At 64.0% G+C, this 22,571-nt stretch carries 20 protein-coding genes; 15 read left to right on the top strand and 5 right to left on the bottom strand.

Annotated features, from left to right (window positions below; all coding sequences use genetic code 11):
- Positions 1 to 3 precede the first annotated feature (3 nt).
- The 11 genes from ACSSVH_RS12120 to ACSSVH_RS12070 all read left to right on the top strand — a co-directional run bounded on the left by ACSSVH_RS12120 (position 4) and on the right by ACSSVH_RS12070 (position 12,515).
- On the top strand, positions 4 to 735 hold the full coding sequence (locus ACSSVH_RS12120) for a DUF2092 domain-containing protein (protein ID WP_170057412.1): 732 nt from the start codon (positions 4 to 6) through the stop codon (positions 733 to 735).
- The gene (locus tag ACSSVH_RS12115; RefSeq protein WP_492634601.1) at positions 732 to 1,271 is read left to right on the top strand and encodes a hypothetical protein; all 540 of its coding nucleotides are present in this window, start codon (positions 732 to 734) and stop codon (positions 1,269 to 1,271) included. Before ACSSVH_RS12120 ends, ACSSVH_RS12115 begins: the two co-directional genes overlap by 4 nt.
- Positions 1,272 to 1,295: 24 nt before the next feature.
- The gene (locus tag ACSSVH_RS12110) at positions 1,296 to 2,270 is read left to right on the top strand and encodes an AAA family ATPase (RefSeq protein ID WP_169952518.1); all 975 of its coding nucleotides are present in this window, start codon (positions 1,296 to 1,298) and stop codon (positions 2,268 to 2,270) included.
- The gene (locus tag ACSSVH_RS12105; RefSeq protein WP_170041507.1) at positions 2,267 to 3,190 is read left to right on the top strand and encodes a DUF58 domain-containing protein; all 924 of its coding nucleotides are present in this window, start codon (positions 2,267 to 2,269) and stop codon (positions 3,188 to 3,190) included. The genes ACSSVH_RS12110 and ACSSVH_RS12105 overlap by 4 nt, the downstream gene beginning before the upstream one ends.
- Complete coding sequence (locus ACSSVH_RS12100) at positions 3,187 to 3,657, top strand: DUF4381 domain-containing protein (RefSeq protein WP_169952520.1); 471 nt, start codon at positions 3,187 to 3,189, stop codon at positions 3,655 to 3,657. The genes ACSSVH_RS12105 and ACSSVH_RS12100 overlap by 4 nt, the downstream gene beginning before the upstream one ends.
- Positions 3,644 to 4,645 carry a vWA domain-containing protein gene (locus ACSSVH_RS12095; RefSeq protein ID WP_492634600.1) on the top strand — a complete coding sequence of 334 codons (1,002 nt, stop codon included), beginning with the start codon at positions 3,644 to 3,646 and terminating at the stop codon, positions 4,643 to 4,645. The genes ACSSVH_RS12100 and ACSSVH_RS12095 overlap by 14 nt, the downstream gene beginning before the upstream one ends.
- Positions 4,626 to 6,137 carry a vWA domain-containing protein gene (locus ACSSVH_RS12090; RefSeq protein WP_492634599.1) on the top strand — a complete coding sequence of 504 codons (1,512 nt, stop codon included), beginning with the start codon at positions 4,626 to 4,628 and terminating at the stop codon, positions 6,135 to 6,137. The genes ACSSVH_RS12095 and ACSSVH_RS12090 overlap by 20 nt, the downstream gene beginning before the upstream one ends.
- Positions 6,130 to 7,185, top strand: a complete 1,056-nt coding sequence (locus ACSSVH_RS12085; RefSeq protein WP_492634598.1) for a hypothetical protein — start codon at positions 6,130 to 6,132, stop codon at positions 7,183 to 7,185. Before ACSSVH_RS12090 ends, ACSSVH_RS12085 begins: the two co-directional genes overlap by 8 nt.
- Positions 7,182 to 8,183, top strand: coding sequence for an HAD family hydrolase (locus ACSSVH_RS12080; protein ID WP_492634597.1), 1,002 nt, complete (start codon positions 7,182 to 7,184; stop codon positions 8,181 to 8,183). The genes ACSSVH_RS12085 and ACSSVH_RS12080 overlap by 4 nt, the downstream gene beginning before the upstream one ends.
- A 75-nt stretch (positions 8,184 to 8,258) precedes the next feature.
- A complete protein-coding gene (locus tag ACSSVH_RS12075; RefSeq protein WP_169952525.1) occupies positions 8,259 to 9,845 on the top strand; it encodes an arylsulfatase in 1,587 nt (528 codons plus the stop codon).
- Between the two features lie 180 nt (positions 9,846 to 10,025).
- Positions 10,026 to 12,515 (top strand): spermidine synthase, encoded by a 2,490-nt coding sequence (locus ACSSVH_RS12070; protein WP_492634596.1) that lies wholly within the window; start codon positions 10,026 to 10,028, stop codon positions 12,513 to 12,515.
- Positions 12,516 to 12,720: 205 nt separating this feature from the next.
- Here the strand turns inward: ACSSVH_RS12070 and ACSSVH_RS12065 are convergent, their stop codons facing one another.
- Positions 12,721 to 13,392 (bottom strand): DUF3313 domain-containing protein, encoded by a 672-nt coding sequence (locus ACSSVH_RS12065; RefSeq protein ID WP_169952527.1) that lies wholly within the window; start codon positions 13,390 to 13,392, stop codon positions 12,721 to 12,723.
- A gap of 193 nt (positions 13,393 to 13,585) precedes the next feature.
- On the opposite strand from ACSSVH_RS12065, the gene ACSSVH_RS12060 reads away from it, so the two are divergent.
- A complete protein-coding gene (locus ACSSVH_RS12060; protein ID WP_492634595.1) occupies positions 13,586 to 15,886 on the top strand; it encodes a tetratricopeptide repeat protein in 2,301 nt (766 codons plus the stop codon).
- On the opposite strand, the gene ACSSVH_RS12055 is transcribed toward ACSSVH_RS12060, so the two are convergent.
- The gene (locus ACSSVH_RS12055; RefSeq protein ID WP_170057417.1) at positions 15,858 to 16,385 is read right to left on the bottom strand and encodes a DUF934 domain-containing protein; all 528 of its coding nucleotides are present in this window, start codon (positions 16,383 to 16,385) and stop codon (positions 15,858 to 15,860) included. The two genes, ACSSVH_RS12060 and ACSSVH_RS12055, sit on opposite strands and share 29 nt — an antisense overlap.
- The gene (locus tag ACSSVH_RS12050; RefSeq protein WP_170041512.1) at positions 16,382 to 18,052 is read right to left on the bottom strand and encodes a nitrite/sulfite reductase; all 1,671 of its coding nucleotides are present in this window, start codon (positions 18,050 to 18,052) and stop codon (positions 16,382 to 16,384) included. The genes ACSSVH_RS12055 and ACSSVH_RS12050 overlap by 4 nt, the downstream gene beginning before the upstream one ends.
- A 239-nt stretch (positions 18,053 to 18,291) precedes the next feature.
- Between ACSSVH_RS12050 and ccoN the strand changes: the two genes are divergently transcribed.
- Together ccoN and ACSSVH_RS12040 are read left to right on the top strand one after the other, a co-directional pair.
- Positions 18,292 to 19,719: a cytochrome-c oxidase, cbb3-type subunit I gene (gene ccoN, locus ACSSVH_RS12045; protein WP_170041513.1), complete on the top strand. Its 1,428-nt coding sequence runs from the start codon at positions 18,292 to 18,294 to the stop codon at positions 19,717 to 19,719.
- Complete coding sequence (locus ACSSVH_RS12040) at positions 19,719 to 19,940, top strand: cbb3-type cytochrome c oxidase subunit 3 (RefSeq protein ID WP_169952532.1); 222 nt, start codon at positions 19,719 to 19,721, stop codon at positions 19,938 to 19,940. Before ccoN ends, ACSSVH_RS12040 begins: the two co-directional genes overlap by 1 nt.
- A 763-nt stretch (positions 19,941 to 20,703) precedes the next feature.
- Here the strand turns inward: ACSSVH_RS12040 and ACSSVH_RS12035 are convergent.
- Positions 20,704 to 21,198: a hypothetical protein gene (locus ACSSVH_RS12035; RefSeq protein WP_169955882.1), complete on the bottom strand. Its 495-nt coding sequence runs from the start codon at positions 21,196 to 21,198 to the stop codon at positions 20,704 to 20,706.
- A gap of 119 nt (positions 21,199 to 21,317) precedes the next feature.
- Here ACSSVH_RS12035 and ACSSVH_RS12030 point away from each other — a divergent pair, with 119 nt between their 5' ends.
- On the top strand, positions 21,318 to 22,019 hold the full coding sequence (locus ACSSVH_RS12030) for an aspartate/glutamate racemase family protein (protein WP_169955880.1): 702 nt from the start codon (positions 21,318 to 21,320) through the stop codon (positions 22,017 to 22,019).
- Here the strand turns inward: ACSSVH_RS12030 and ACSSVH_RS12025 are convergent.
- Positions 22,007 to 22,519, bottom strand: coding sequence for a GNAT family N-acetyltransferase (locus ACSSVH_RS12025; protein WP_170041516.1), 513 nt, complete (start codon positions 22,517 to 22,519; stop codon positions 22,007 to 22,009). The two genes, ACSSVH_RS12030 and ACSSVH_RS12025, sit on opposite strands and share 13 nt — an antisense overlap.
- Between the last annotated feature and the right edge of the window lie 52 nt (positions 22,520 to 22,571).

Genomic DNA, 22,571 nt, shown 5'->3' with positions numbered 1-22,571 from the left:
GCCATGTCGCGCTTTCATCGTATGTTGCTGGGCCTGCTGCTCGTCAGCGGCGGTGCGGTGGCCGGCGAACTGGAGCCCAAGGCCCTGGCCGCCCTGGAGCAGATGGGCAGCTATCTGCGCAGCGTGCAGCAGTTACGGCTCGATACCGACAGCCGCACCGACCAGGTCCTGGAGGACGGCCAGGTCATCGAGTTCAATCACCAGACTCACCTGCAGGCCAGGCAGCCCGACAAGCTGCGGGTGCAGGTGGAACGCAATGGCGAGCGCCGCAGCCTGTTCTATAACGGCCAGCGCTTCACCCTCTACGACAGCCGCAGCGGCTACTTCACCGAGCAGGCCGCTCCCACGGATATCGCCAGCCTGCTCGCCCAATTAAGTGAACGGTACGGCATCGAACTGCCCCTGGCCGACCTGTTCCGTTGGGACGCCACTACCGCCAAGGCCGCCGGTCTGAGCGACGCACTATGGATCGACAGCCAGACCCTCAATGGCCAGGTATGCGATCACTACGCCTACCGCCAACCGGACATCGACTGGCAACTGTGGGTGCGCCAGGGCCCGCAGCCGCTGCCGTGCCGCCTGGTGATCAGCCGTCGCGACAGCGCCGGGCAGCCGCGCCACAGCGTCGATTATCGCTGGCAGCTGGACGCCCCGAGCAACGACCGCGACTTTGAATTCACCCCGCCAGCCGGTGCCCGGGCAATCCCCCTGGCCCCCGCAGGAGCACAACCATGAAGCCCGTGGCGGCGGTGCTCACTGCCAGTTTGCTGCTGACCCTGTTCGACCCGCTGACCGCCCACGCCTGGCAGATGCGCGGCGGCGGTGGCGCACGGACCTTCGTCGTGCCCCATGGCGGTGGCGGTTTCCATCCACCGCCGCCGCACCCGATGCCGGCGCCCCGGCCCATGCCGCCTCATCCCGAGCCACACCCGCAGCCGGGGCCGCATCCGTATCCAGGGCCGCCGCCCGGCCCGCATCCGCCGCCGTATCCCGGGCCGGGACCAGGGCCTGGGCCGCATCCTTACCCGATGCCGCCACCGCCGCCACCACCGCCGCCGGATGATTGGTATCACCCCTGGGCCACGGCCGCCGTGATCGGCGCCACCACCGCGACGATCCTGGCCATCGGCACGCGGGTCAACACGGTGCCGGTCGATTGCGTGTCGGTCATCGCCAATGGCGTGGCCTACCAGCATTGCGGGCCGACCTGGTACCAACCGCAGTACGTCGGCAGTTCCGTGCAGTACATCGTGGTCGCCGCACCCTGGTGACCCAATGCTTCAAGGATGATTGTGATGACAGCGCTCAACGATCTTAACGCCCTGCAAGCCAGCATCGCCGAAAGCGTGCTGGGCCAGGACCAGGTTATCCGGCAGATCCTCCTGGGCCTGCTGGCCAACGGTCACCTGCTGCTGGAAAGCCTGCCGGGGCTGGCCAAGACCCGCACGGTCAAGGCCCTGGCCAGGCACCTCGACGCGCAGATGAGCCGGATCCAGTTCACCCCCGACCTGCTGCCTTCGGACATCACCGGCGCCGAGGTGCTGCACCAGGTGGACGGGCAGAACCAGATCCGTTTCCAGCCCGGCCCCTTGTTCGGCAACCTGATCCTGGCTGATGAAATCAACCGCGCCCCGGCCAAGGTCCAGGCCGCCCTGCTCGAAGCCATGGAAGAGCGGCAAATCACCGTGGCCGGCGCCAGCCACGCGCTGCCCGAACTGTTTATCGTGGTCGCCACCCAGAACCCCATCGAACAGGAAGGCACCTACCCACTGCCGGAAGCGCAGATGGACCGCTTCTTGCTGAAAATCCTCCTCGACTACCCCAGCGCCGACGATGAGAGCCAGGTGCTGCGCTTGCTGCGGGCCGAAGAACAGGCAGGCGACGCCCCTGTCACTCAGGGCTTCAACCTGGCACAAGAGGTGATCTTCGCCGCCCGCCGGGAAGTCAGCGCCGTGCAGGTCGCGCCGGCCATCGACCGCTACCTGATCGACCTGATCAACGCCACCCGCCATCCCGGCGACTACGACCCGGACCTGGCACGCTGGATCAGCCTCGGCGCCAGCCCCCGTGGCGGCATCGGCCTGGACCGCTGCGCACGCGCCGATGCCTGGTTGCAGGGCCAGGCATTCGTCACCCCGGCCAACGTGCAAGCGGTGGTGCATCCAGTACTGCGCCATCGCCTGCAACTGAGCTACGACGCGGTGGCCGATGGAGTCAGTGCCGATCAGGTGCTCGACCGCCTGCTGGCCAAAGTGGCGATCCCGGCATGAACGCCGACGGTCAGGTCTACGTGTCCCTCGGGCAGTTGATGGCCCTGCAGTTCCAGGCACGAGGCTTGAGTTTTGTGGCACGCCAGCCCCAGGGCAGCATCCTGGCGGGCAACCATGCGTCACGCCTGCGCGGGCGCGGCCTGAACTTCGATGAACTGCGGCGCTACCAGCCCGGTGACGACCTGCGCCACCTCGACTGGCGCGCCTCGCTGCGCACCGGCAAGCCGGTGGTGCGCGCCTTTACCGAAGAGCGCGACCGCCCGGCCTTGATCGTGGTCGACCAGCGCATGTCGATGTTCTTTGGCTCGGTGCGCAGCTTCAAATCAGCCGTCGCCGCCGAACTGGCGGCGCTCGCCGCGTGGATGGTATTCAACGCAGGCGACCGGGTCGGCGGCGTGGTGTTCAACGATGAGCGCATCGACGCCGTGGCCCCGTTGCGCAGCCGCAAGCGGGTCGAGGCCCTGTGCAGCCGTATCGTGCAGCACAACCAGGCGCTCAATGCGCGCAATCCGGACCATGAGGGCGACGGGCAACTGGACAAGGTCTTGCAGCATTGCCTGGCGCTGGCCGGGCATGACCATTTGATCTGCATCGTCAGCGACTTTGCCGGCGCCGGGCCGCGCACCCTGCAACTGCTGCGCCAGCTGTCGGCCCATAACGATGTGCTCGCCTTGCAGGTCTACGATCCCCTGGCCCTCAACGTGCCCAAAAGTGGCCAACTGCGCGTGACCCAGGGCCAGTTGCAGGTGGAGTTGGCCGTGCAAAAACAGCAGGTGCGCCAACCCCTGGGGGATTTTCTCGGCGGCCGCCTCAAGGATGTCGCCAACCTGTTGCGGCGCAGCCAGGTGCCCGTGCTGATGTTCAGCAGCGCCCTGCCCGCCGCCGAGCAATTGCGCGACGAACTGGGCAGGCGCCGTTGAACGCCCAGGTGCCGAGCATCGAACAGCTGCAAGAGCTGGGCTTGCCCGCGCCCGTCAGCTACTGGCCGCAGACCTGGGGGTGGTGGCTGCTGCTCGGCCTGCTGATCCTCGGCCTGCTGGTGTGGGCCGCCAGGGCCTGGCTTGCGTGGCGCCGCAATGCCTATCGCCGTGAGGCCCTGGCACGCCTGGATGCGCTGGAGGATCTACGGGAGCTGCCGGTGTTACTCAAGCGCGTGGCGCTGTCGATGCCCCTGGCCCCCGAAGAGCTGCAACGCGTGCCGACCTTGAGTGGCGCCGACTGGCAAGCCTTCCTGCAACGCCATGGCGCTGGGCAGGTGCCGGCAGACCTCAGCCGGCAACTGGCCGAACTGGCTTACGCGCCGCCCGAGGCGCTGGGCGCCGAACAGCGTGCACGCCTGCTGGCCCAGTGCCGAACCTGGGTGGAGGGGCATCATGTGGCAGCTTGATTACCCTTGGTTGTTGCTCCTGCTGCCAGCGCCCTGGCTGGCCTGGCGTTACCTGCCCGCCTACCACGAGGCGCGCAGCGCGGTGCGGGTGCCGTTTTTCGCCGGGATGAGCCGCGCGGTGGGGCAAGCCCCGGCAGCCAGCGGCAGCCGCAGCAATCGCGGGCAATTGCTGCTCAACCTGCTGGTCTGGGCCCTTTTGGTGCTGGCCGTGGCGCGCCCGGTCTGGGTAGAAAAACCTATCGAACGCCAACAGCCGGTGCGCGACCTGATGCTGGCCATCGATATTTCCCAGTCCATGCAGACCCAGGACTTCACCGACGCCAGCGGCCAAAAGATTGACCGCCTGGCCGCAGTCAAACAGGTGGTGCAGGGGTTTATCCAGCGGCGCAAGGATGACCGCCTGGGCCTGATCCTGTTTGGCAGCGGCGCCTACCCCCAGGCACCGCTGACCCTGGACCATGCCAGCCTGGCGCTGCTGCTCGATGACAGCGGCATCGGCATGGCCGGGCCCAACACGGCCATTGGCGATGCCATCGGCCTGAGCCTGAAGCTGCTGGACGCGGCCCACGAGCAGGAGAAAGTGCTGATCCTGCTCACCGACGGCAACGACACCAGCAGCGCAATCACCCCGGACCACGCCGCCAGCATGGCTGCGGCCAAAGGCGTGGTAATCCATACCATCGGCATTGGCGACCCCGGCGCGTCGGGCGAGGCCAAGGTCAACCTGGGCGCCTTGCAACAGATTGCCGACGCCACCGGCGGGCGCTATTTCCGTGCAGAAAACCGCGACACCCTGGACCAGATCTACAGCACCCTCGACCAGCTCACCCCCCATCAGGTCCAGACCCTCAGCCACCAACCCAAGCGCGATCTGTTCTGGCTGCCCCTGGGCGCAGCCTTGAGTGTGTTCGCCGTATACCACCTGATCGCTGCAGCATGGCCGTACCGCACCAGACGGGAGGTGCCGGATGGCATTCAACCTCAGTGACTTGCACTTCCTGCGCCCCGCCTGGCTGCTACTGGCCTTGATCGGCGTGCTGCTGCCCCTGCTCTGGCGGCGTAACCGCGACCTGCAACGCCGCCTGCGCGGCAATATCGCCCCGCACCTGTTGCCGCACCTGTTGCTCACGCCCAGCGATACCCATCGCCTGCGCCCGGTGCACCTGGCCAGTGCGTTGCTGGTGCTCGGCGCCCTCGCCGCTGCCGGGCCGACCTGGGAGCAGGACCGACCGGCTTTCCTGGAGAATCGCGCACCGTTGATCATTGCCCTCGACCTGTCCCCGTCCATGGACAACATCGACGTGCCGCCCACCCGCCTGGAAGCGGCCAAACACAAGGTGCATGACCTGGTTGCGCGGCGCAAAGGCGCAAGAACCGCACTGATCGTCTACGCCGGCAGCGCGCACCTGGTGTTGCCGCCCACCGATGACCCGGCGCTGCTGGACAGCTTTATCCAGGCCCTCGCCAGCGACCTGATCACACGGCCGGGCAAGGACGTGGCTGCGGTCATCGAGCAAGCCAGGCGCCTGCTCGACGCAGAAAAGTCCCCCGGCACCCTGCTGCTGCTCAGCGACGGGGCCGACGTCACCCAACTGCCCCGGCTCAAGCCCCTGTTGGCCGACAGCCCGCTGCAAGTGTTGGTCCTGGCGGTGGGCAGCAACCCCGGCAGTTTCGACGCCCCGGCCTTGAAGCAACTGGCCGCCGCCACCGATGCGCCGCTGGGCAGCTTGACCCTCAATGACGACGACCTGGACTGGGTGGAGCTGCACGCGCAGCAGCACTTCCAGGCGGCCGATGAACAACAGCGCGCCCTGCAATGGAAAGACGAAGGCTACTGGCTGTGTTGGGCGCTGTTGCTGGTGGCACTGTTCGGCGTGCGCCGGGGCTGGAGCCTGAATTGGGCCGCCGTGGTGATGCTGGGCCTGTTCCTGCAACCCGCGCCGGCCCAGGCCAACGGGCTGGCCGATGCTTTTCTGACAGCCGATCAACAAGGGCGCTGGGCCTTCGAGCACCACCACTACCCCGCCGCCGCCCGCCTGTTTGTCGACCCCTACTGGAAAGGCATCGCGGCCTATAACGCCGCCGACTACGATCTGGCCCAGGCCACCTTCGCCCAACTCGACAGCGCGCAGGCGGCGTTCTACCTGGGCAATATCCATGTGCGCCGCTTCAAGTTCGACCAGGCCATCAGCGCCTACCAGCAAGCCTTGCAGCGCCAGCCACAGTTCCCCGAGGCCAGTGCCAACCTGGCATTGGCCATGGCCCTGAAAAAAGACACCGAAAGCGCCGCCGACAACGCCCCCGAGGTCAAGCCCGACGCGATCAAGTTCGACAAGACGCCCGGCAAGGGCCAAACCAAGGCGGTGCAGACCGAACAAGCCAGCAGTGACGCCCTGTGGTTGCAGAACCTGACCACCTCGCCGGCCAACTTCCTGCGGCGCAAATTCAGCCTGCAAGACCAGGGCGGCGCCCATGAATAAGCCCGCCCTGCTCGGCCTGCTGTTCTGCACACAGCTCATGGCCGGCGAGCCGCAACTCAAGGTGCACGTGCAACTGCTGCCCGGCCCGGCAGTGATGGTGGGCGAGCAAGCGCAGTTGCAGGTGGACGTGCTGACCGACACCTGGTTCACCGCCGCCGCCAGCCTGCCCGCCCTGCAATTGCCGGGCGCCCGGGTCGAGGCACCGGGGGGCGAGGCCGAGCACCTGACCCAGGTGATCGACGGCCAGAACTTCTATGGCATGCGCTATCGCTACCGCATCACTCCCAACGTGGCACAGCAGTTCAACGTGCCGTCCCTGGCCGTCAGCGCCCAACCCGGTCAGGCCAGCGCCCCTCTGACTGCGCACAGCGCGCCACTGGCGTTCAAGGCCACGCTGCCACCCGGATTCAACCCCGGCGAGAACCTGCTGGTGGCCGAAGGGGTGCGCCTGAGCCAACACCTCAGCACCTCGGCCACACCGCTAAAGGTGGGCGACAGCCTGACCCGTACCCTCACCCTGCAAGCCGACAACACCCCGGCGCTGTCCTTGCCGGCGCCGCCTCAAGCCTCGATCGAAGGCCTGCGCGCTTACCCGCAGGCGCCGTTGATCAGCAATCTGGACGACGGGCGCGGTACTGTCAGCGGCGGCCAACGCGTGGACCGTTGGGTATACCGGGTCGAACAGGGCGGCCATTACCAGTTACCGGCCATCAGCGTGAAATGGTGGGACAGCCGCAACCATCGCCTGCAAGTGGCGCAGTTGCCCGCCATCAGCGTCGAAGCCCTGGCTGGCAGCGACTACCGCCCGACCTTTTCGATCGCCCAGGACCTCAAGGACCTGGGCCAACACACGCGCTGGCAACTGTCGCGCCACGGCCTGGCCTGGAGCGCGGCGCTGGTGCTGCTGCTATTGGCCGGCTACCTCGGCCACTCGCTCTGGCCACGGCTGCCAGCACTGTGGCGCCGCGCCTGGGCGACATTGCGCCGGGTCTGCCGTCGACTACGCTTGCTACCACTGAACCCCCGTCGCGAAAAGGATTTCCCATGACGTCTCTGCGCCGCTCCCTGCCCCTGCTGCTGTGCCTGAGCTTTCCCGCATTGGCCAGCGACCCGCTGCCATCATGGAGTGAAGGACCGAGCAAACAGCACATCATCGAATTCGTCCAGGCCGTGACCGCCGAAGGTTCGACGGACTACGTCAAGCCCGCCGAGCGCATCGCCGTGTTCGACAACGACGGTACCCTGTGGACCGAGCAGCCGGCGTACTTCCAGGTGCTGTTCGCGTTCGATGAAATCAAGCGCCTGGCGCCCCAGCACCCGGACTGGAAAACCACCCAACCGTTCAAGGCCGTGCTGGAAAACGACCACCAGGCCCTGGCCCAGAGCGGCATGGACGGCCTGCTGAAAATCATCGGTGCGACCCATACCGGGATCAGCACCGAGACCTTTATCGCCAATGCCAAGGCCTGGCTGACCCAGGCCCGCCATCCGAAAACCGGCAAGCCCTACACCGAGATGATCTACCAGCCGATGCTGGAAATGCTCGACTACCTGCGCAGCCAGCAATTTAAGACCTACATCGTGTCCGGCGGCGACACCGCCTTCATGCGCGCCTTTGCCGACGTGGTCTATGGCGTACCGCCGGAACAGGTGATCGGCAGCAGCTTCGTCACGCAGTTCCAGATCAACGACGGCAAGCCGCAGATCCTGCGTACCGCCAAGCTGGCCCATAACGACGATGGCCCGGGTAAGCCGGAAAGCATCGATGCGGTGATTGGCCGGCGACCGATCCTCGCCTTCGGCAACTCCGACGGCGACTTGCAGATGCTGCAATGGACGGCGGCAGGCGCGGGGAAACGTTTCATGGGGCTGGTGCACCACACCGACGCTGCGCGGGAGTGGGCGTATGACCGCAACTCTTCGGTGGGGCGCCTGGACAAGGCCCTGGACGAGGCCAATACAAAGGGTTGGACCGTGGTCGATATGGCCGCCGACTGGCGGCGTATCTACCCGTTCGAACCGGTTGTGCAAAAGCAGGTGCAATAAGCAAAGACGTCGCGATGGACTGTAGTAAACGTTGGTCGCAGCAGTGCGACTCAAGCCGATAAAGGAGCAGGTCTCATGACTCGCATATGCAAGTGGCTACCGAAACTGGCCCTGGTGGCGGTTTCAGTGATGGGGGTCGGGGCGACAGCCCTGGCCGCCGAAAAGCCGAATATCCTGGTGATATTCGGCGATGACATCGGGCAAACCAATATCAGCGCCTATTCCATGGGCGTCGTGGGCTACAAGACCCCGAACATCGACCGTATCGCCAAGGAAGGCATGATGTTCACCGACTATTACGCGGAGAACAGTTGCACCGCCGGGCGCTCGTCCTTTATTACCGGCCAGACGCCGTTGCGCACTGGCTTGTCCAAGGTCGGCATTCCCGGTGCACCGGTAGGCCTGCAAAAGCGCGACATCACCATCGCCCAGGCGCTCAAGTCCCAGGGCTACGCCACCGGGCAATTCGGCAAGAACCACTTGGGCGACCGCGATGAGTACCTGCCCACCAACCATGGTTTCGATGAGTTCTTCGGCAACCTGTACCACCTCAATGCCGAAGAAGAGCCGGAACGTCCTTACTGGCCCAAGGACGACGCGGCCTTCGTCAAGGCCAACACCCCACGTGGGGTGATCCACAGCTTTGCCGACGGCAAGATCGAAGACACCGGCGCCTTGACCACCAAGCGCATGGAAACCATCGACGACGAAACCACCGCCGCCGCCCAGGCGTTCATCAAGAAACAGGCCGAGGCCGACAAGCCGTTCTTTGTCTGGATGAACACCACGCGCATGCACGTGTTCACCCACGTGCGCGACTCGATGAAGGGCCAGAGCGGCATGCCCGGCAACGAGTACGCCGATGGCATGCTGGAGCACGACGGTGACGTCGGCAAACTCCTGCAGACCCTCGACGACCTGAAAATCGCCGACAACACCATCGTGGTCTACACCACCGATAACGGGCCCAACCAGTTCTCCTGGCCGGACGCGGCAACCACGCCGTTTCGCAACGAGAAGAACTCCAACTGGGAAGGCGCCTACCGGGTGCCGGCGATCATTCGCTGGCCGGGCAAGATCAAGGGCGGCGAAGTCTCCAACGAAATGCTCTCGGGCATGGACTGGTTCCCGACCCTGCTCGCGGCGGCCGGCGATACCGAGGTCAAGGACAAGCTGCTCAAAGGCTGGGCCCCGGTCGCGGGCGGCGCCAACTTCAAAGTGCACCTGGACGGCTTCAATCAACTGCCGTACCTGACCGGCCAGCAACCTAAAGGCGCACGCAACGAGTTCTACTACTTCAACGACGACGGGGTGCTGGTATCGATGCGCTTCGACAACTGGAAAGTGGTGTTCTGCGAACAACGCCAGCCTGGCGGTTTCCGGGTCTGGAGCGAGCCGTTCGTGTGCCTGCGGGTGCCGAAGATCCTCAACTTGCGCATGGACCCGTACGAGCGGGCGGACGTGGTGTCTGACCAGTATTACGACTGGAGCACCAAGAACGTGTACCTGGCGGGCGTCGCGGTGACCAAATCGGCGGCCTTCCTCGAAACCTTCATCGAGTACCCACCCAGCCAGAAACCGGCGAGCTTCAGCATCGACCAGATTCGCGCGGCGGTGGATGCGAAAATTGCCGAGAAAATGAAGGCAGCGCCGGCGCAGTAAAAGGTCGGAGCAGGCTTGTGTGGGAGCGGGCTTGCCCGCGATAGCGGTGGATCAGTCACCTAATGCATTGATTGACACTGCACTATCGCGGGCAAGCCCGCTCCCACACTAAACCCGGTTTTCACCGGGCATCTTCGCCAGTTTTGAAATATTTGTTCCCTTTGAACAAGGCAATCTGCAATGTCTTCACGCACTGCCAGCCAACCCCTGGCCCGTCTCCAGACCTCCACCCTGCTGATCCCCGCCCTGCTGCTGTTCATCTCCGGCAGCGCCGCTCTGGTGTACCAGGTGCTCTGGATCAAGCAGCTGTCACTGGTGGTTGGGGTCGAGGTCTATGCCATCACCACCGGGATCAGTGCCTTCTTTGCCGGGCTGGCCCTGGGTAGCTGGCTGTTTGGCCGCTGGGCCGATCGGCTCGCACGGCCGCTGGTGCTTTACGCCGCTCTGGAAATTCTCGTCGCCGTGCTCGGAGTCAGCGCCACGCTGGCCCTGGGCATGGCCGCCAGCCCGTTTGCCTGGCTGGAACAGCGCATCGGCCTGTTGGCCTGGGTCCTGCCTTTCGCCCTGGTGGGCCTGCCTGCGCTGTTGATGGGCGGCACGCTGCCGGTGCTGGTGCGCGCCCTCAACGTCGATGCCAAGGACCTGGGCCAGGCCGGTGGCCGGCTGTATGCGGCCAACACCGCCGGGGCCATCGTTGGCACCTTGCTCACGGCCTTTGTGCTGATCGCCACCTTTGGCGTGCGCGGCAGTGCCCTGGTGGCCGCCTTGCTCAACCTGCTCGCCGCCGTCGGCGCCTTGTTGTACGTGCGCCATCGCGCAACGTCGGTCAATGCCCCGTCCAAGACCCAACCGGCGCGCCTGGCGCTGGTGCTGTATGCCATCGCCGGCGGCGTGGCCCTGGGTTATGAAGTGGTCTGGTCGCAGTCCATCGTGCAATTCATGAGTACCCGCACCTATGCCTTTGCCGTGGTGCTGGCCACCTACCTGGCCGGGCTGTTTATCGGCAGCCAACTGATGGCGCGCCGGGTCGCACGCATTCGCGATCCGTGGGGCGTCTTCGGTCTGCTGATTGCCGGTGCCGGGTTGGTGGCCCTGCTGGAAATCGCCTTGCTGGGCCGTTGGCTGGTGCTCCTGCAAACCCAGGCTGAAGCGCTGGTACTGAGCTTCGGTGGCAGCGAATTGCCAGGCATGAGCGCACGCTTTGCAATGGCCGCCTTGTGCATTGTGTTTGTGCCCACCTTGTTGCTCGGCGCGGCGTTTCCCCTGGCGCTGCGCCTGAGTGTGGGCGGCGCGCAGGTAGGCCGGGACGTGGGCGCGGTGGTGGCGTTCAACACCCTGGGCGGGATTGTCGGGGTGATGCTCTGCGGCTTTGTGCTGATCCCCTGGCTCGGCCTGGTGCGCACCCTGGGCCTGCTGGCGGTGATTGCCGGCGTGGTGGGCTACATCGCGGTGCGCCGTGGCCATGGGGTGAAAAAAGGTCGCCGCCAGGCCGTGGGGGCCATCGGCCTGTTGTCATTGGCCGTGGCCCTGCTGACCCCGGTGGACCGCCTGGCCAACCTGCTGCCCGGCGCACGCAATGCCAGCCTGGCGTTTTACCAGGAAGGCCGTGGCGCGACCGTCGCGGTGGTCACCCAGGGCAAGGGCACGCGGGCCTTTCAGCGCCTGTACATCCAGGGCGTGTCCAACACCGGCGACGCCATGCCGTCCCTGCGCTATATGCGCATCCAGGCCCTACTGCCGTTGCTGATCCATAACGCCGAGCCCCGTGCGGCGCTGGTGATCGGCTTTGGCACCGGCATCACTGCCGGCGCACTGTTGCGTTATCCGGGGCTGGAGCAACGGGTCGTCGCAGAACTGCTGCCTGCTGTGGTGCAAGCGGCGCCGCTGTTCAAGGGCAACTACAACGCTGCCAGCGATTCCGGCGTGCAGGTGCGCTTGCGCGACGGTCGCCAGGAACTGCTGCGCAGCCCCCAAGCCTATGACTTGATCACCCTGGAACCACCACCGCCCTCCGCCGCCGGCGTGGTCAACCTGTACTCGCGCGACTTCTACCAACTGGCCGCGCGGCGCCTGGAAAAACACGGCCTGCTGGCCCAGTGGCTACCGCTGCCGACGCAGAACATCGAAGACTCGCAATCATTGGTGCGCAGCTTCCTCGACGTGTTCCCCTACGCCACGCTGTGGACCAGCGAGTTCCACGAGATGCTGTTGGTGGGCTCCATGGAACCGATCGAGCTGGACGCCGCGCGTATTCGCCAGCGCTTCGAGCAAGCCCCGGTGCGCAGCGCCCTGGCCGAGGTTGGCATTGATTCGGCCGCGACCCTGCTGGCGACCTGGGTTACCGATCGCAACGGGCTGGAGCGCTTTGCCGGGCAGGCCCTGGCCGTCACCGATGACCAGCCGCGTATCGAATATGCCCCGTGGGTGCGCAGCCAGGAGATCAAGCGGGTGTTGCCGGCCTTGCTCGACTTGCGCGTGCCTGCGCCCTTGCAGAATGCCGATGGGGCATTGCTGCGCACCCTGGATGCCGAGCAACAACGCCTGATGCAGTTCTACCGCGCCAGCCTGCACGCCTATAACGGTGATCGTGCGGCCTGGGGCCGGGATATCCGCCAGGTGTTGCAGGAGGATGGGGCCAATCCGTATTACCGGTGGTTTGTCGGGGATTGATGGGGGGGCTGGCTTGCCGCCCATGAGCATGAGTATCTACACAACTGTGTAGTGGTTCTTGGGCTTGTGCACATATCCATTGCTGCGATAACGGCCACTCATGGCCGTGTCGCGGCTACCCCGGTATCCATGCCGGGGCGCCCAAGATCAGGATCAAAAGCAGAGCTGGAGCGCGAAGCCCCATTCCCTGTAGGCGTTGGGTGGGTTACTTGGCCTTGAGCTTGAGGTAGGACTGGTGCAGATCCGCCGCCCAGCCATCCATCACCGCCTTCACATCCGCCGCTTTCATCACCTGGGTATCGTTGTCCAAAGGCTTGCCCGTGCCTTTGCGCACGACCTGGGCGATCACCCGGCCACTGTCGCCATCGAGAAACTGCGCCTCGGTGCCCAGGGTGGTTTCCTGGTCACGAATCCCGGTGCCGGTGCTCACCGCTGCTGCCACCAGGGCGACCGGAATGTACTCGTACGGCTTGAGGCTTTCGGTCTTGCGGCTGACCGCTGTGATCGCCGCCCGCACCACAATCACCCCAGGTCCCGGGGCGTTGGCCAATGGCAGGGACTTGACCAGCTCACGCTTGAGCGCCTGGTTGTAGTACTCGTTGATGCTGCGCAAGGTGTCTTCGGGGATTTGCGCGGTGGCCTGGGGCTTGGGGAAAAATTGAGTCGGCTCGATATACACCGAGGTGTAGCGGTTCAGATTGAGCTTGGGATCGACCCAGCGCATCACCTCTGCGCCCGACGGCGACTTGGCTTCGCGCAACTGGCTGTAGTCGGACAGAAATCCCGAATACTCATCCGGCTGCGGGACTTTACTTGCACACCCGGTCACCCCGAGTGAGGCAATACACAGCGTACTGATCATGAGCCCTAGCTTCATGGCGCAACTCCTTGGCGTTTATCGTCGAAACGTGAAGTAACAGGTATAGCCAACTCTGGAAAAATATCCTACTACTGGCACATAAGTGCGGCTTATTTCACACCCCTGATTTGACAGGGCCCTGACCTGCGTCAAAGCTGCACACAGCTTAAGCACGCCATAGAGCGTCAATGCATCGGACATCGGAAGTCGCATGCCCAAGGTCAGCCACCGTGATTCATCCCGTCGTTATCTCTACCCACTGTTGATTGCCGTTTTGCTACTGGCGATGGCCGCGATCTGGCTGTTCCTCCAGGCCAGTACGCCCAAGCTGCCGCTGCCGGCGCCCACACCGGTGGCTGTTGTGGCTAAACCGCCGACGCCGCCTGCGCACATGGTGGACGAGCAGCAATGCCAGGGCTGCCATCAACCCCAGGCCAAGGACTGGCAAGGTTCTCACCATCAACTGGCAATGCAGCAGGCAACCCCCCAGACGGTACCGGCCGATTTCAACAATGCCTCGTTCCAGGGCGAAGGCGAAACCACTCGCTTCCTGCGCCGGGGCGATGAGTTCTGGGTCAACACCCCGGGGGTCGATGGCAAGCCTGCCGACTTCAAGGTCGCCTACACCTTCGGCATCGCCCCTTTGCAGCAGTACCTGATCGAGGTCGGCGACGGACGCTTGCAGGCCTTGAGCGTAGCCTGGGATACCGAAAAAAACCGCTGGTTCCACCTCTATCCCGGCCAGGGCGTGAACTTCAAGAACCCGTTGCACTGGAGCAAGCCGAGTCAAAACGCCAACTTCATGTGCGTGGAATGCCACACCACCGGCTACCAGCGCAATTTCGATGCGCCCAACAACCGCTTCGACAGCCAGTGGAACAGCCTCGGAGTCGGCTGCCAGGCCTGCCATGGCCCGGCCTCGAACCATGTGCAATGGGCAGCGAAGAAAGGCGACCTGTTGCATGCAGGCTTTGCCGTGGACTTGAAGGACAAGGACGCCACCGTCGAGCTTGAAACCTGCGCCCGCTGCCATGCACGCCGCGCCCCACTGGGTGACGGCTATACCGTGGGCAAGCGCCTGATGGATGATTACCTGCCCAGCGTGCTGACCCGCGAGTTGTATGCCCTGGACGGCAAGATCAAGGACGAAGTGTTTGAGCACGGCTCCTTCGCCCAGAGCAAGATGGCCGACAAGGGCGTGCGCTGCACCGACTGCCATAACCCCCATAGCAACCAGTTGAAAGCCCCCGGCAACGGTGTGTGCCTGCAATGTCACAACACGGCGGGCAAGACTGCGGTTGCCTCGGTAGATGGTCGCGGGTTGCAGGCCAGGAATTACGAAGCGCCGGAACACACGCGCCATGTCGCCGGGCAGCCTGGCTCGTTTTGCGTCGATTGTCATATGCCCGGCAAGTTCTACATGGGCAACGACTTTCGCCATGACCACAGCTTCAGCATCCCCAACCCCGAGCGCGCCGCCAGGCTCGGCACCCCGGACGCCTGCCTGAGCTGCCACCAGGGCAAGGCCGGCGACAAGATCAGCGCACAATTCAAACTGTGGGACCACAGCCAGACACTCCAGGCCCCACGCTACGACGAAAGCCTGGCGCTGATTCGCGGCGGCCAGCCGGGTGCGGCCCACGCGTTGTATGAGCAATTGGCGCGCAGCAACCTGCCGGCGATCCAACGCGCCACGCTGCTGGCCGAGTTGCCCAACTACCCCAGTGAGCAGGCGTTGAAGCTGGCGACCAAAGACCTGGGCCACCCTGCCCCACAAGTGCGCGAGAGTGCGCTTCGGGCGGCCAGCGCCTTGCTGCCGCCTGCCGAGCGCGTGGCGCTGTATCGCCCCTTGCTCAAGGACCCGGTGCGGGCGGTGCGCATTCTCGCCGCGCGGGATCTGCTCAGCGTCGCAGCTCAAGGCCTGGGCCCGGCCTGGGAACAGGCCATCGGTGAATACGAGAACGTGCAACGGAGCCTGCAAGAGCGCGCCGAAGCCAACCTCAACCTGGCCATGCTGTACCAGGCCAGCGGGCGCGCCGGCCTGGTCGAAGCCCAACTGCGCACGGCGCTGCTGCGCGACCCGGACTTCTACCCGGCGCTGGTGACCCTCGCACAGTGGCTGGAGGCCAATGGCCGGGGCGAAGAAGCCCGCCGCCTGGTTGCCGAAAACCTCAAGCAACATCCCGAGGCCGCGCTGCTGCAACATACCCAAGGGTTGATGCTGATTCGCCAGGGCCATACGCCGTCGGCGCTGACGCACTTGCGCGAAGCCGCCCGCCTGGAACCGGGCAATGGGCAGTACAGCTTTGTGCTGGCGGTGGCGTTGCACGACGGTGGTCAGGTCGACAAGGCCTGCCAGCAGTTGGAAGCACTGCTCCAGCGCCAACCGTATAACCGTAACGCGCGGCTGTCGCTGATCCAGTACTACCTGGAGAACAATCAGGAACCCAAGGCGCAAGTGGTGATGCAGGGCTGGAAAAAACTCAATCCTGGCGACCCGGCATTGAAGTAAGCACCTGCCGCCGCCGAAACAGCGGCCGCGGCTCAATCACCGAGCGACCATAGCTCACGCTCATGCCCGCCAGGCCCTTGAGTGCGTCGACGGCCGACTTGTCCTCGCGCACGGCGAACCCGTCGAAACCACACTGGCGCATATGGCTCAGTTGGTCGCGCAGCACATCCCCCACCGCCCGCAACTCGCCCTGCCAGCCCATGCGCGTGCGCAGCAGATAGGCCTGGCTGTAGGCCCGGCCATCGCGAAAGCTGGGGAAGTCCAGGGCAATCAGCGGCAACACCTCCAGCCACGGCTGCAGGTGTTCGACTTCATCGTCCGGGCCGAGCCACACCGCGTCCTGCGGCGGCTCTGGCACAATACGCCGGCTCAGCCACAGGGCCAGCGGCAGGATCAACGGGCCAGCGGGCAGCGGTACGGCGGCGTCGCGCACCAGGGTCCAGGGGTCATCCTGCTTGATACGGGCCACGCCCTGTTCCAGGCTCAACAGATTGTTCATACCGGTTGCACCACGCTGCCATACACCCGCTCCTTGAACGGCTCCAGGCCGATGCGTTGCACGGTGTCGATAAAGGGTTCGTCGCTCTCCCGGTAGCGGACGTAGGTGGCGATCAGGCGTGAGATCACATCCGGGATCTGTGCGGCGCTGAACGAAGGGCCAATCACCTTGCCCAGCGCACTGGCCTTGCCCTGGGCGCCGCCCAGGGTGATCTGGTACCACTCGCTGCCATTTTTATCGACGCCCAGGATGCCGATATTGCCGATGTGGTGATGCCCACAGGCATTGATGCAGCCGGAGATATTCAGGCTGATATCGCCCAGGTCATGCAGGTAGTCGAGGTTGTCGAAACGCTGCTGGATCGCCTGGGCGATGGGGATCGACTTGGCGTTGGCCAGGGCACAGAAGTCGCCGCCGGGGCAGGCGATGATGTCGGTCAGCAAGCCGACATTGGCGCTGCCCAGGCCCTGCTCACAGGCCAGGGACCACAACGCATGCAGCCGCGCCTTGGGCACATCCGGCAGTACGATGTTCTGTTCATGGGCGATGCGGATTTCGCCAAAGCCGAACTGCTCGGCCCACTGCGCCACGGCGTCCATCTGCTCGGCCGTCACGTCGCCCGGCGGCGCGGCAATCCCCGGCTTGGTGGACAGCACCACACTGCTGTAGCCCGGCACTTTGTGGGGCTGCACGTTGCGTGTCACCCAGCGCGCGAACGCCGGGCTGTCAGCCATGTGTGTGCCAAAGTCCAGGTCGGTGTCGGGCAGCGCCTGATAATGCGGTGGTACAAAGGCCGAGGCCACGCGCTGGTACTCATCCTCGGTCAATTGCGCCGGGCCGTCGCGCAGGTGCTGCCACTCCTCCTCCACCTCCCGGGAAAACGCCTCGATGCCCAGGGCCTTGACCAGGATCTTGATCCGCGCCTTGTACTTGTTATCGCGCCGGCCATGGCGGTTGTACACGCGCAGCACCGCCTCGACGTACGACAGCAGGTGCTGCCAGGGCAAGCCGTCGCGAATCTGCAAGCCGAGGATCGGCGTGCGCCCAAGGCCGCCGCCTACCAGCACGCGCAACAGCATGTGGCCGCCGGCGTCCTGGTAAAGATAGAGGCCGATGTCATGCATCATGATCGCCGCCCGATCCTGGCGCGCCGAGCAGATGGCGATCTTGAACTTGCGCGGCAAGAACAGGAATTCGGGGTTGATGGTCGACCATTGCCGCAGGATTTCCGCGAGCGGGCGCGGGTCCAGCAACTCGTCGGCGGCCACCCCGGCAAAGGCTTCGGTGGTGATGTTGCGCACGCAGTTGCCGGAGGTCTGGATCGCATGCATGTCGACTTCGGCCAGGCGCTGGAGGATGTCAGGCACCTGCTGCAACTCGATCCAGTTGAACTGCATGTTCTGGCGCGTGGTGAAGTGGCCGTAGCCGCGATCGTAGTCCCGGGCAATGCTCGCCAGGGTGCGCAACTGCTGCGCACCGAGGGTGCCGTAGGGGATCGCCACCCGCAGCATATAGGCATGTTTTTGCAGGTACAGGCCGTTTTGCAGGCGCAGCGGCAGGAATTCTTCTTCGCTCAGGTCGCCAGCGACAAACCGTTCGACCTGATCACGAAACTGCGCCACACGCTCGAAGACCAGGGCCCGGTCGTACTCATCGTACCGATACATCTCGCTACCTCATCATGGCTGACCGCGCTCGACGGCAGCGGTTTCTATGGGAGCGACTATGCACTTACAGCTCAATGCGTCACAGATTCAGCTAAAAACTAAAAAACCATATCAGCCGTGCAATACCCCATGTTTTAAGGGATAAATTCTGATCCGTATTAATGTAGTTTTTCTGAGCCTGTTTTGTTTTTCATGGATTTCCTACAGTGCCCGGGACTTGAAACCGTGGAAGACTGACCATGAGCACAGCATCAACCGGGCAGGCCTATAACTATAAGGTTGTCCGTCAATTCGTCATCGCCACCGTGGTATGGGGCGTTATCGGCATGGCCATGGGCGTATGGATCGCCTCCCAACTGGTGTGGCCGGACATGAACCTGGACCTGCCCTGGACCACCTTTGGCCGCTTGCGGCCACTGCACACCAGCCTGGTGATTTTCGGCTTTGCCGGCAGCGCGCAATTTGCCGCCAGCTACTACGCGGTGCAACGTACCTGCCAGGTGCGCCTGTATAGCGACTGGCTCGCAGCCTTTACGTTCTGGGGTTGGCAGTCGGTGATTGTGATCATGCTGATCACCCTGCCCCTGGGCTACACCACCACCAAGGAATACGCCGAGATCGAATTCTCCGGCGCGGTGTGGATGACCGTGGTGTGGGTGGCCTACGCCATTGTGTTCTTCACCACCGTGGTGCAGCGCAAGACCCAGCACATCTACGTCGGCAACTGGTTCTTCGGCGCGTTTATCGTGGTGATCGCCATGCTGCATGTGGTCAACCACCTGTCGATCCCGGTGGACTGGTTCAAGTCCTACCCGGTGTATTCCGGCGCCACCGACGCCATGGTGCAGTGGTGGTACGGGCACAACGCGGTGGGGTTCTTCCTGACCACCGGGTTCCTGGGAATGATGTATTACTTCGTGCCCAAGCAGGTCGGGCGGCCGGTGTATTCCTATCGCCTGTCCATCGTGCACTTCTGGGCGCTGATCACCCTGTATATCTGGGCGGGGCCCCACCACCTGCACTACACCGCGCTGCCGGACTGGGCGCAGTCGTTGGGCATGGCCATGTCGCTGATCCTGCTGGCACCCAGCTGGGGCGGCATGATCAACGGCATGATGACCCTGTCGGGCGCCTGGCATAAATTGCGCACCGACCCGATCCTGCGCTTTCTGGTGTTGTCGTTGGCGTTCTACGGCATGTCGACCTTTGAGGGGCCGATGATGGCGATCAAGACGGTCAACGCCCTGTCCCACTACACCGACTGGACCATCGGCCACGTCCACGCGGGTGCCCTGGGCTGGGTGGCGATGATCACCTTTGGCTCGCTGTACCACATGATCCCGAAAATCTTCGGTCGCGAGCAGATGTACAGCGTGCCGCTGATCAACCTGCACTTCTGGCTGGCAACCATCGGCACGGTGCTGTACATCGCCTCGATGTGGGTCAACGGCATCACCCAGGGCCTGATGTGGCGGGCGGTCAACGACGACGGCACCCTCACCTACTCGTTCGTAGAGGCCTTGCAGGCCAGCCACCCGGGGTTTGTGGTGCGATTTGCCGGTGGGGTGTTCTTCCTGGGCGGCATGTTGCTGATGGCCTACAACACCTGGCGCACCGTACGGGTCGCGGACCTGAAGGTGGCGCACAATGATGCGCAGATCGCCTGATGTGGGAGGTCATTTTCAACCTGGCGGCGGTGATCTGCCTGTATGGCGCCGTGGAGTACTGCTTGCGCGGGCAATCGGGGGAAACCTTGGATGAGGCGAGCTTGATTCCGTTTGCCGACGACCCGGAAGTGGCGCGGCGGGTGGAGCTGGCGACGGGCAAACAGGTCAAGGCGGTGGCGCCTGAGGAGGCCAAGCCGGGCTGGGGTAATGTCGAGCTCTAAAGCTCGGTGTTGGGCTTTTTGTGGGAGCGGGCTTGTGTGGGAGCGGGCTTGCCCGCGATGGCCATAGGTGTCTACACAACTCGCTCTTTTTTTGTAGTTGGGTGTGAGTACATATCCGTTGCTGCGGTCATGGCCGTGTCGCGGCTACCCCGGCATCCATGCCGGGGTGCCCACTGCGCAATACCTGCCTGCGGCCATCGTGGTTTGACGGGGCACCTAAGATCAAAAGCCAGATCAAAAGCAGAGCAACAGCAGAACCAGAGCGCGAAGCTGCATTCCCCTGTAGGAGCTGGCTTGCCTGCGATGACGCCCGAAAGAACACATCAGAGTATCTGGTATTCATTCGTCATCGTTAACGACCATCGCAGGCAAGCCAGCTCCTACAGGGGTACGCGCACGCCTTGACGATCAGGTCGGCTGTCAGGCCGCCTCGCTTTGCTTGTGATTTTGATCTTAGGCGCCCCGTTAAACCACGCTGCCCGTCATCCGATATTGATTTGGGGGGCAGGAGCCCTTTTGGTTACTTTTGGCTGGGCCGGCACTCCGGGCTCTTTTCCAAAAGTGACCCGCCGTAAGGGCAGAACCAATAGCCGCCGTGACCGCAGCAACGGATATGTACACAAACCCAGAAAAGAGTGGTGTAAATACTCATGCCGCGATGGCGGTATATCAGGTCAGGAATACTTGCCTGACACACCGCTATCGCGGGCAAGCCCGCTCCCACACAAGCCCACACAAGCCTGCTCCCACATTTGCCTGGGGATCAGCCGCGCTCGCGCGGAATCAGGCTCTGCAACTGCAAGGCCAGGAAGTTGGCATCGAAGGCAAAGGTGTCCGGGTCTTTCAAGCCATTGGTTTTCTTCCACAACCAATCATTGGACCCCGGCAGCAGCACGAGGGATATGCTGCCGTAACGGGCCGCGGTCAGCCCCATGACCGACAACGAAATCAACCCACCCGCCCCCATCACATCCGGCACAAATTCCACCGGTTTGCCCGCGATATGAATGGTCAGTTTCTCGGTCTTGAAGGTCGAAGTCTCCACCGGCACGCTTGGGCCAGACGCCACATAAGCCTCACGCTGCACCTCCAGCAAACCATCACTCTTGACCGGCGCCAACCACTGCTCGATCTCGCCGTACAGCTCAGTGATTTTCTGGGTCCAGCGGGCTGACTGCACCTCGAACTGCTGGCGCTTGTGCGCTTCGCTGTCGGCGTAATGACGAAGCATCTCGCCCAATTGCTGTACATCGTCCATTGCGGTGTTCCTCGGGGGCTGCAAACAACGATCATGGCAGATGCTGCACCGGCGCGTATGACTAACGCTCGCGTGTTGGGTAAGGTGTAGCTTTCGCCCAACAGCTTGAGGAGCTTTGCATGCGCACCATCGGCCTTATCGGCGGCATGAGCTGGGAGTCCAGCGCCGAGTATTACCGGATCATCAACCAGCAGGTACGCGACCGGTTGGGGCCGCTGCGCTCGGCACAAATCCTGCTGTACAGCGTCGACTTCGGCCCGGTGGAACAAGCCCAGCACGCCGGGCGCTGGGATGACGCGGCGCTGATCCTGCAAGACGCCGCACGCCGCCTGCAGGCCGGTGGCGCGGACTGCATCGTGCTGTGTACCAACACCATGCATCTGGTGGCGCCGCAGATCGAAGCTGGCGTGTCGGTGCCGTTCCTGCACATTGCCGATGCGGCGGGCGCGGCAGCGGTCAAGGCCCAGACCCTGACCGTTGGCCTGCTGGGCACGGCGTTTACCATGGAACAGGATTTTCTCAAGGCGCGCCTGGCAGCCCAGGGCTTGCACGTGCTGGTGCCCGACGCAGCAGAACGCCACGCCGTGCACCGGATCATTTATGAAGAGTTGTGCGTCGGAGTGATCAACGAAGCCTCACGCCAGGTTTACCAGCAGGCCATCGCCAACCTCGCGGCCCGTGGCGCCCAGGCGATTATCCTGGGGTGTACCGAGATCGGCCTGCTGATCAAGCCTGAGCACAGCGAGCTGCCACTGCTGGACACCACCTTGCTGCATGCGCAGGCTGCGGTGGCGTTTGCCCTGGGCGATCAGGCGGTCTGACGCAGGCGGGCCATGCTCAGGGCATCGACAAATACGCCGTCGCGCACGGCGTAATCGCGCAGCCGGCCTTCAGTCTCGAAACCGAACTTGCGGTACAACGCCTGGGCCGGCTCGTTGTCGACATACACCGTCAGTTCCACCCGGTGCAGGTTCATCCAGTTGTCGGCCACCTCCAGCGCCGCGCCCAGCAACTGGGTGCCCACCCCCTTGCCCTGCCAGGCCACCGCCACACCCATGCCGATGCTGCCGACATGGCTTTGCCGACTGCGCGCGTACTGCTCCAGGGTGCAACTGCCAAGCACCTCACCCGCCTGCACCGCCACCAGCCTGAGCAGTCGCTCATTGGTATCGGCCAGGCGCTTGCGCCACACCTCCAGCGACTGGAACGGCATCTGCAGCACCTGACGGCACACGGCCGGATCGTTGTAGAGCGCATGCATGCCTTGAAGATGGCTTTCGGCAAAGCGCTGGATCACGATATTGGTGTCAGGTGTAGGCATTGTGTTTCATCCTTTGAAAGACAAGTGGCCGATCAGTATAGGCGGCGATAAC

The sequence above is a fragment of the Pseudomonas sp. HC1(2025) genome, assembly GCF_058742075.1.
The sequence above is the reverse complement of the archived record's forward strand: the minus strand, read 5'-3'. Positions and strand labels throughout refer to the sequence as shown.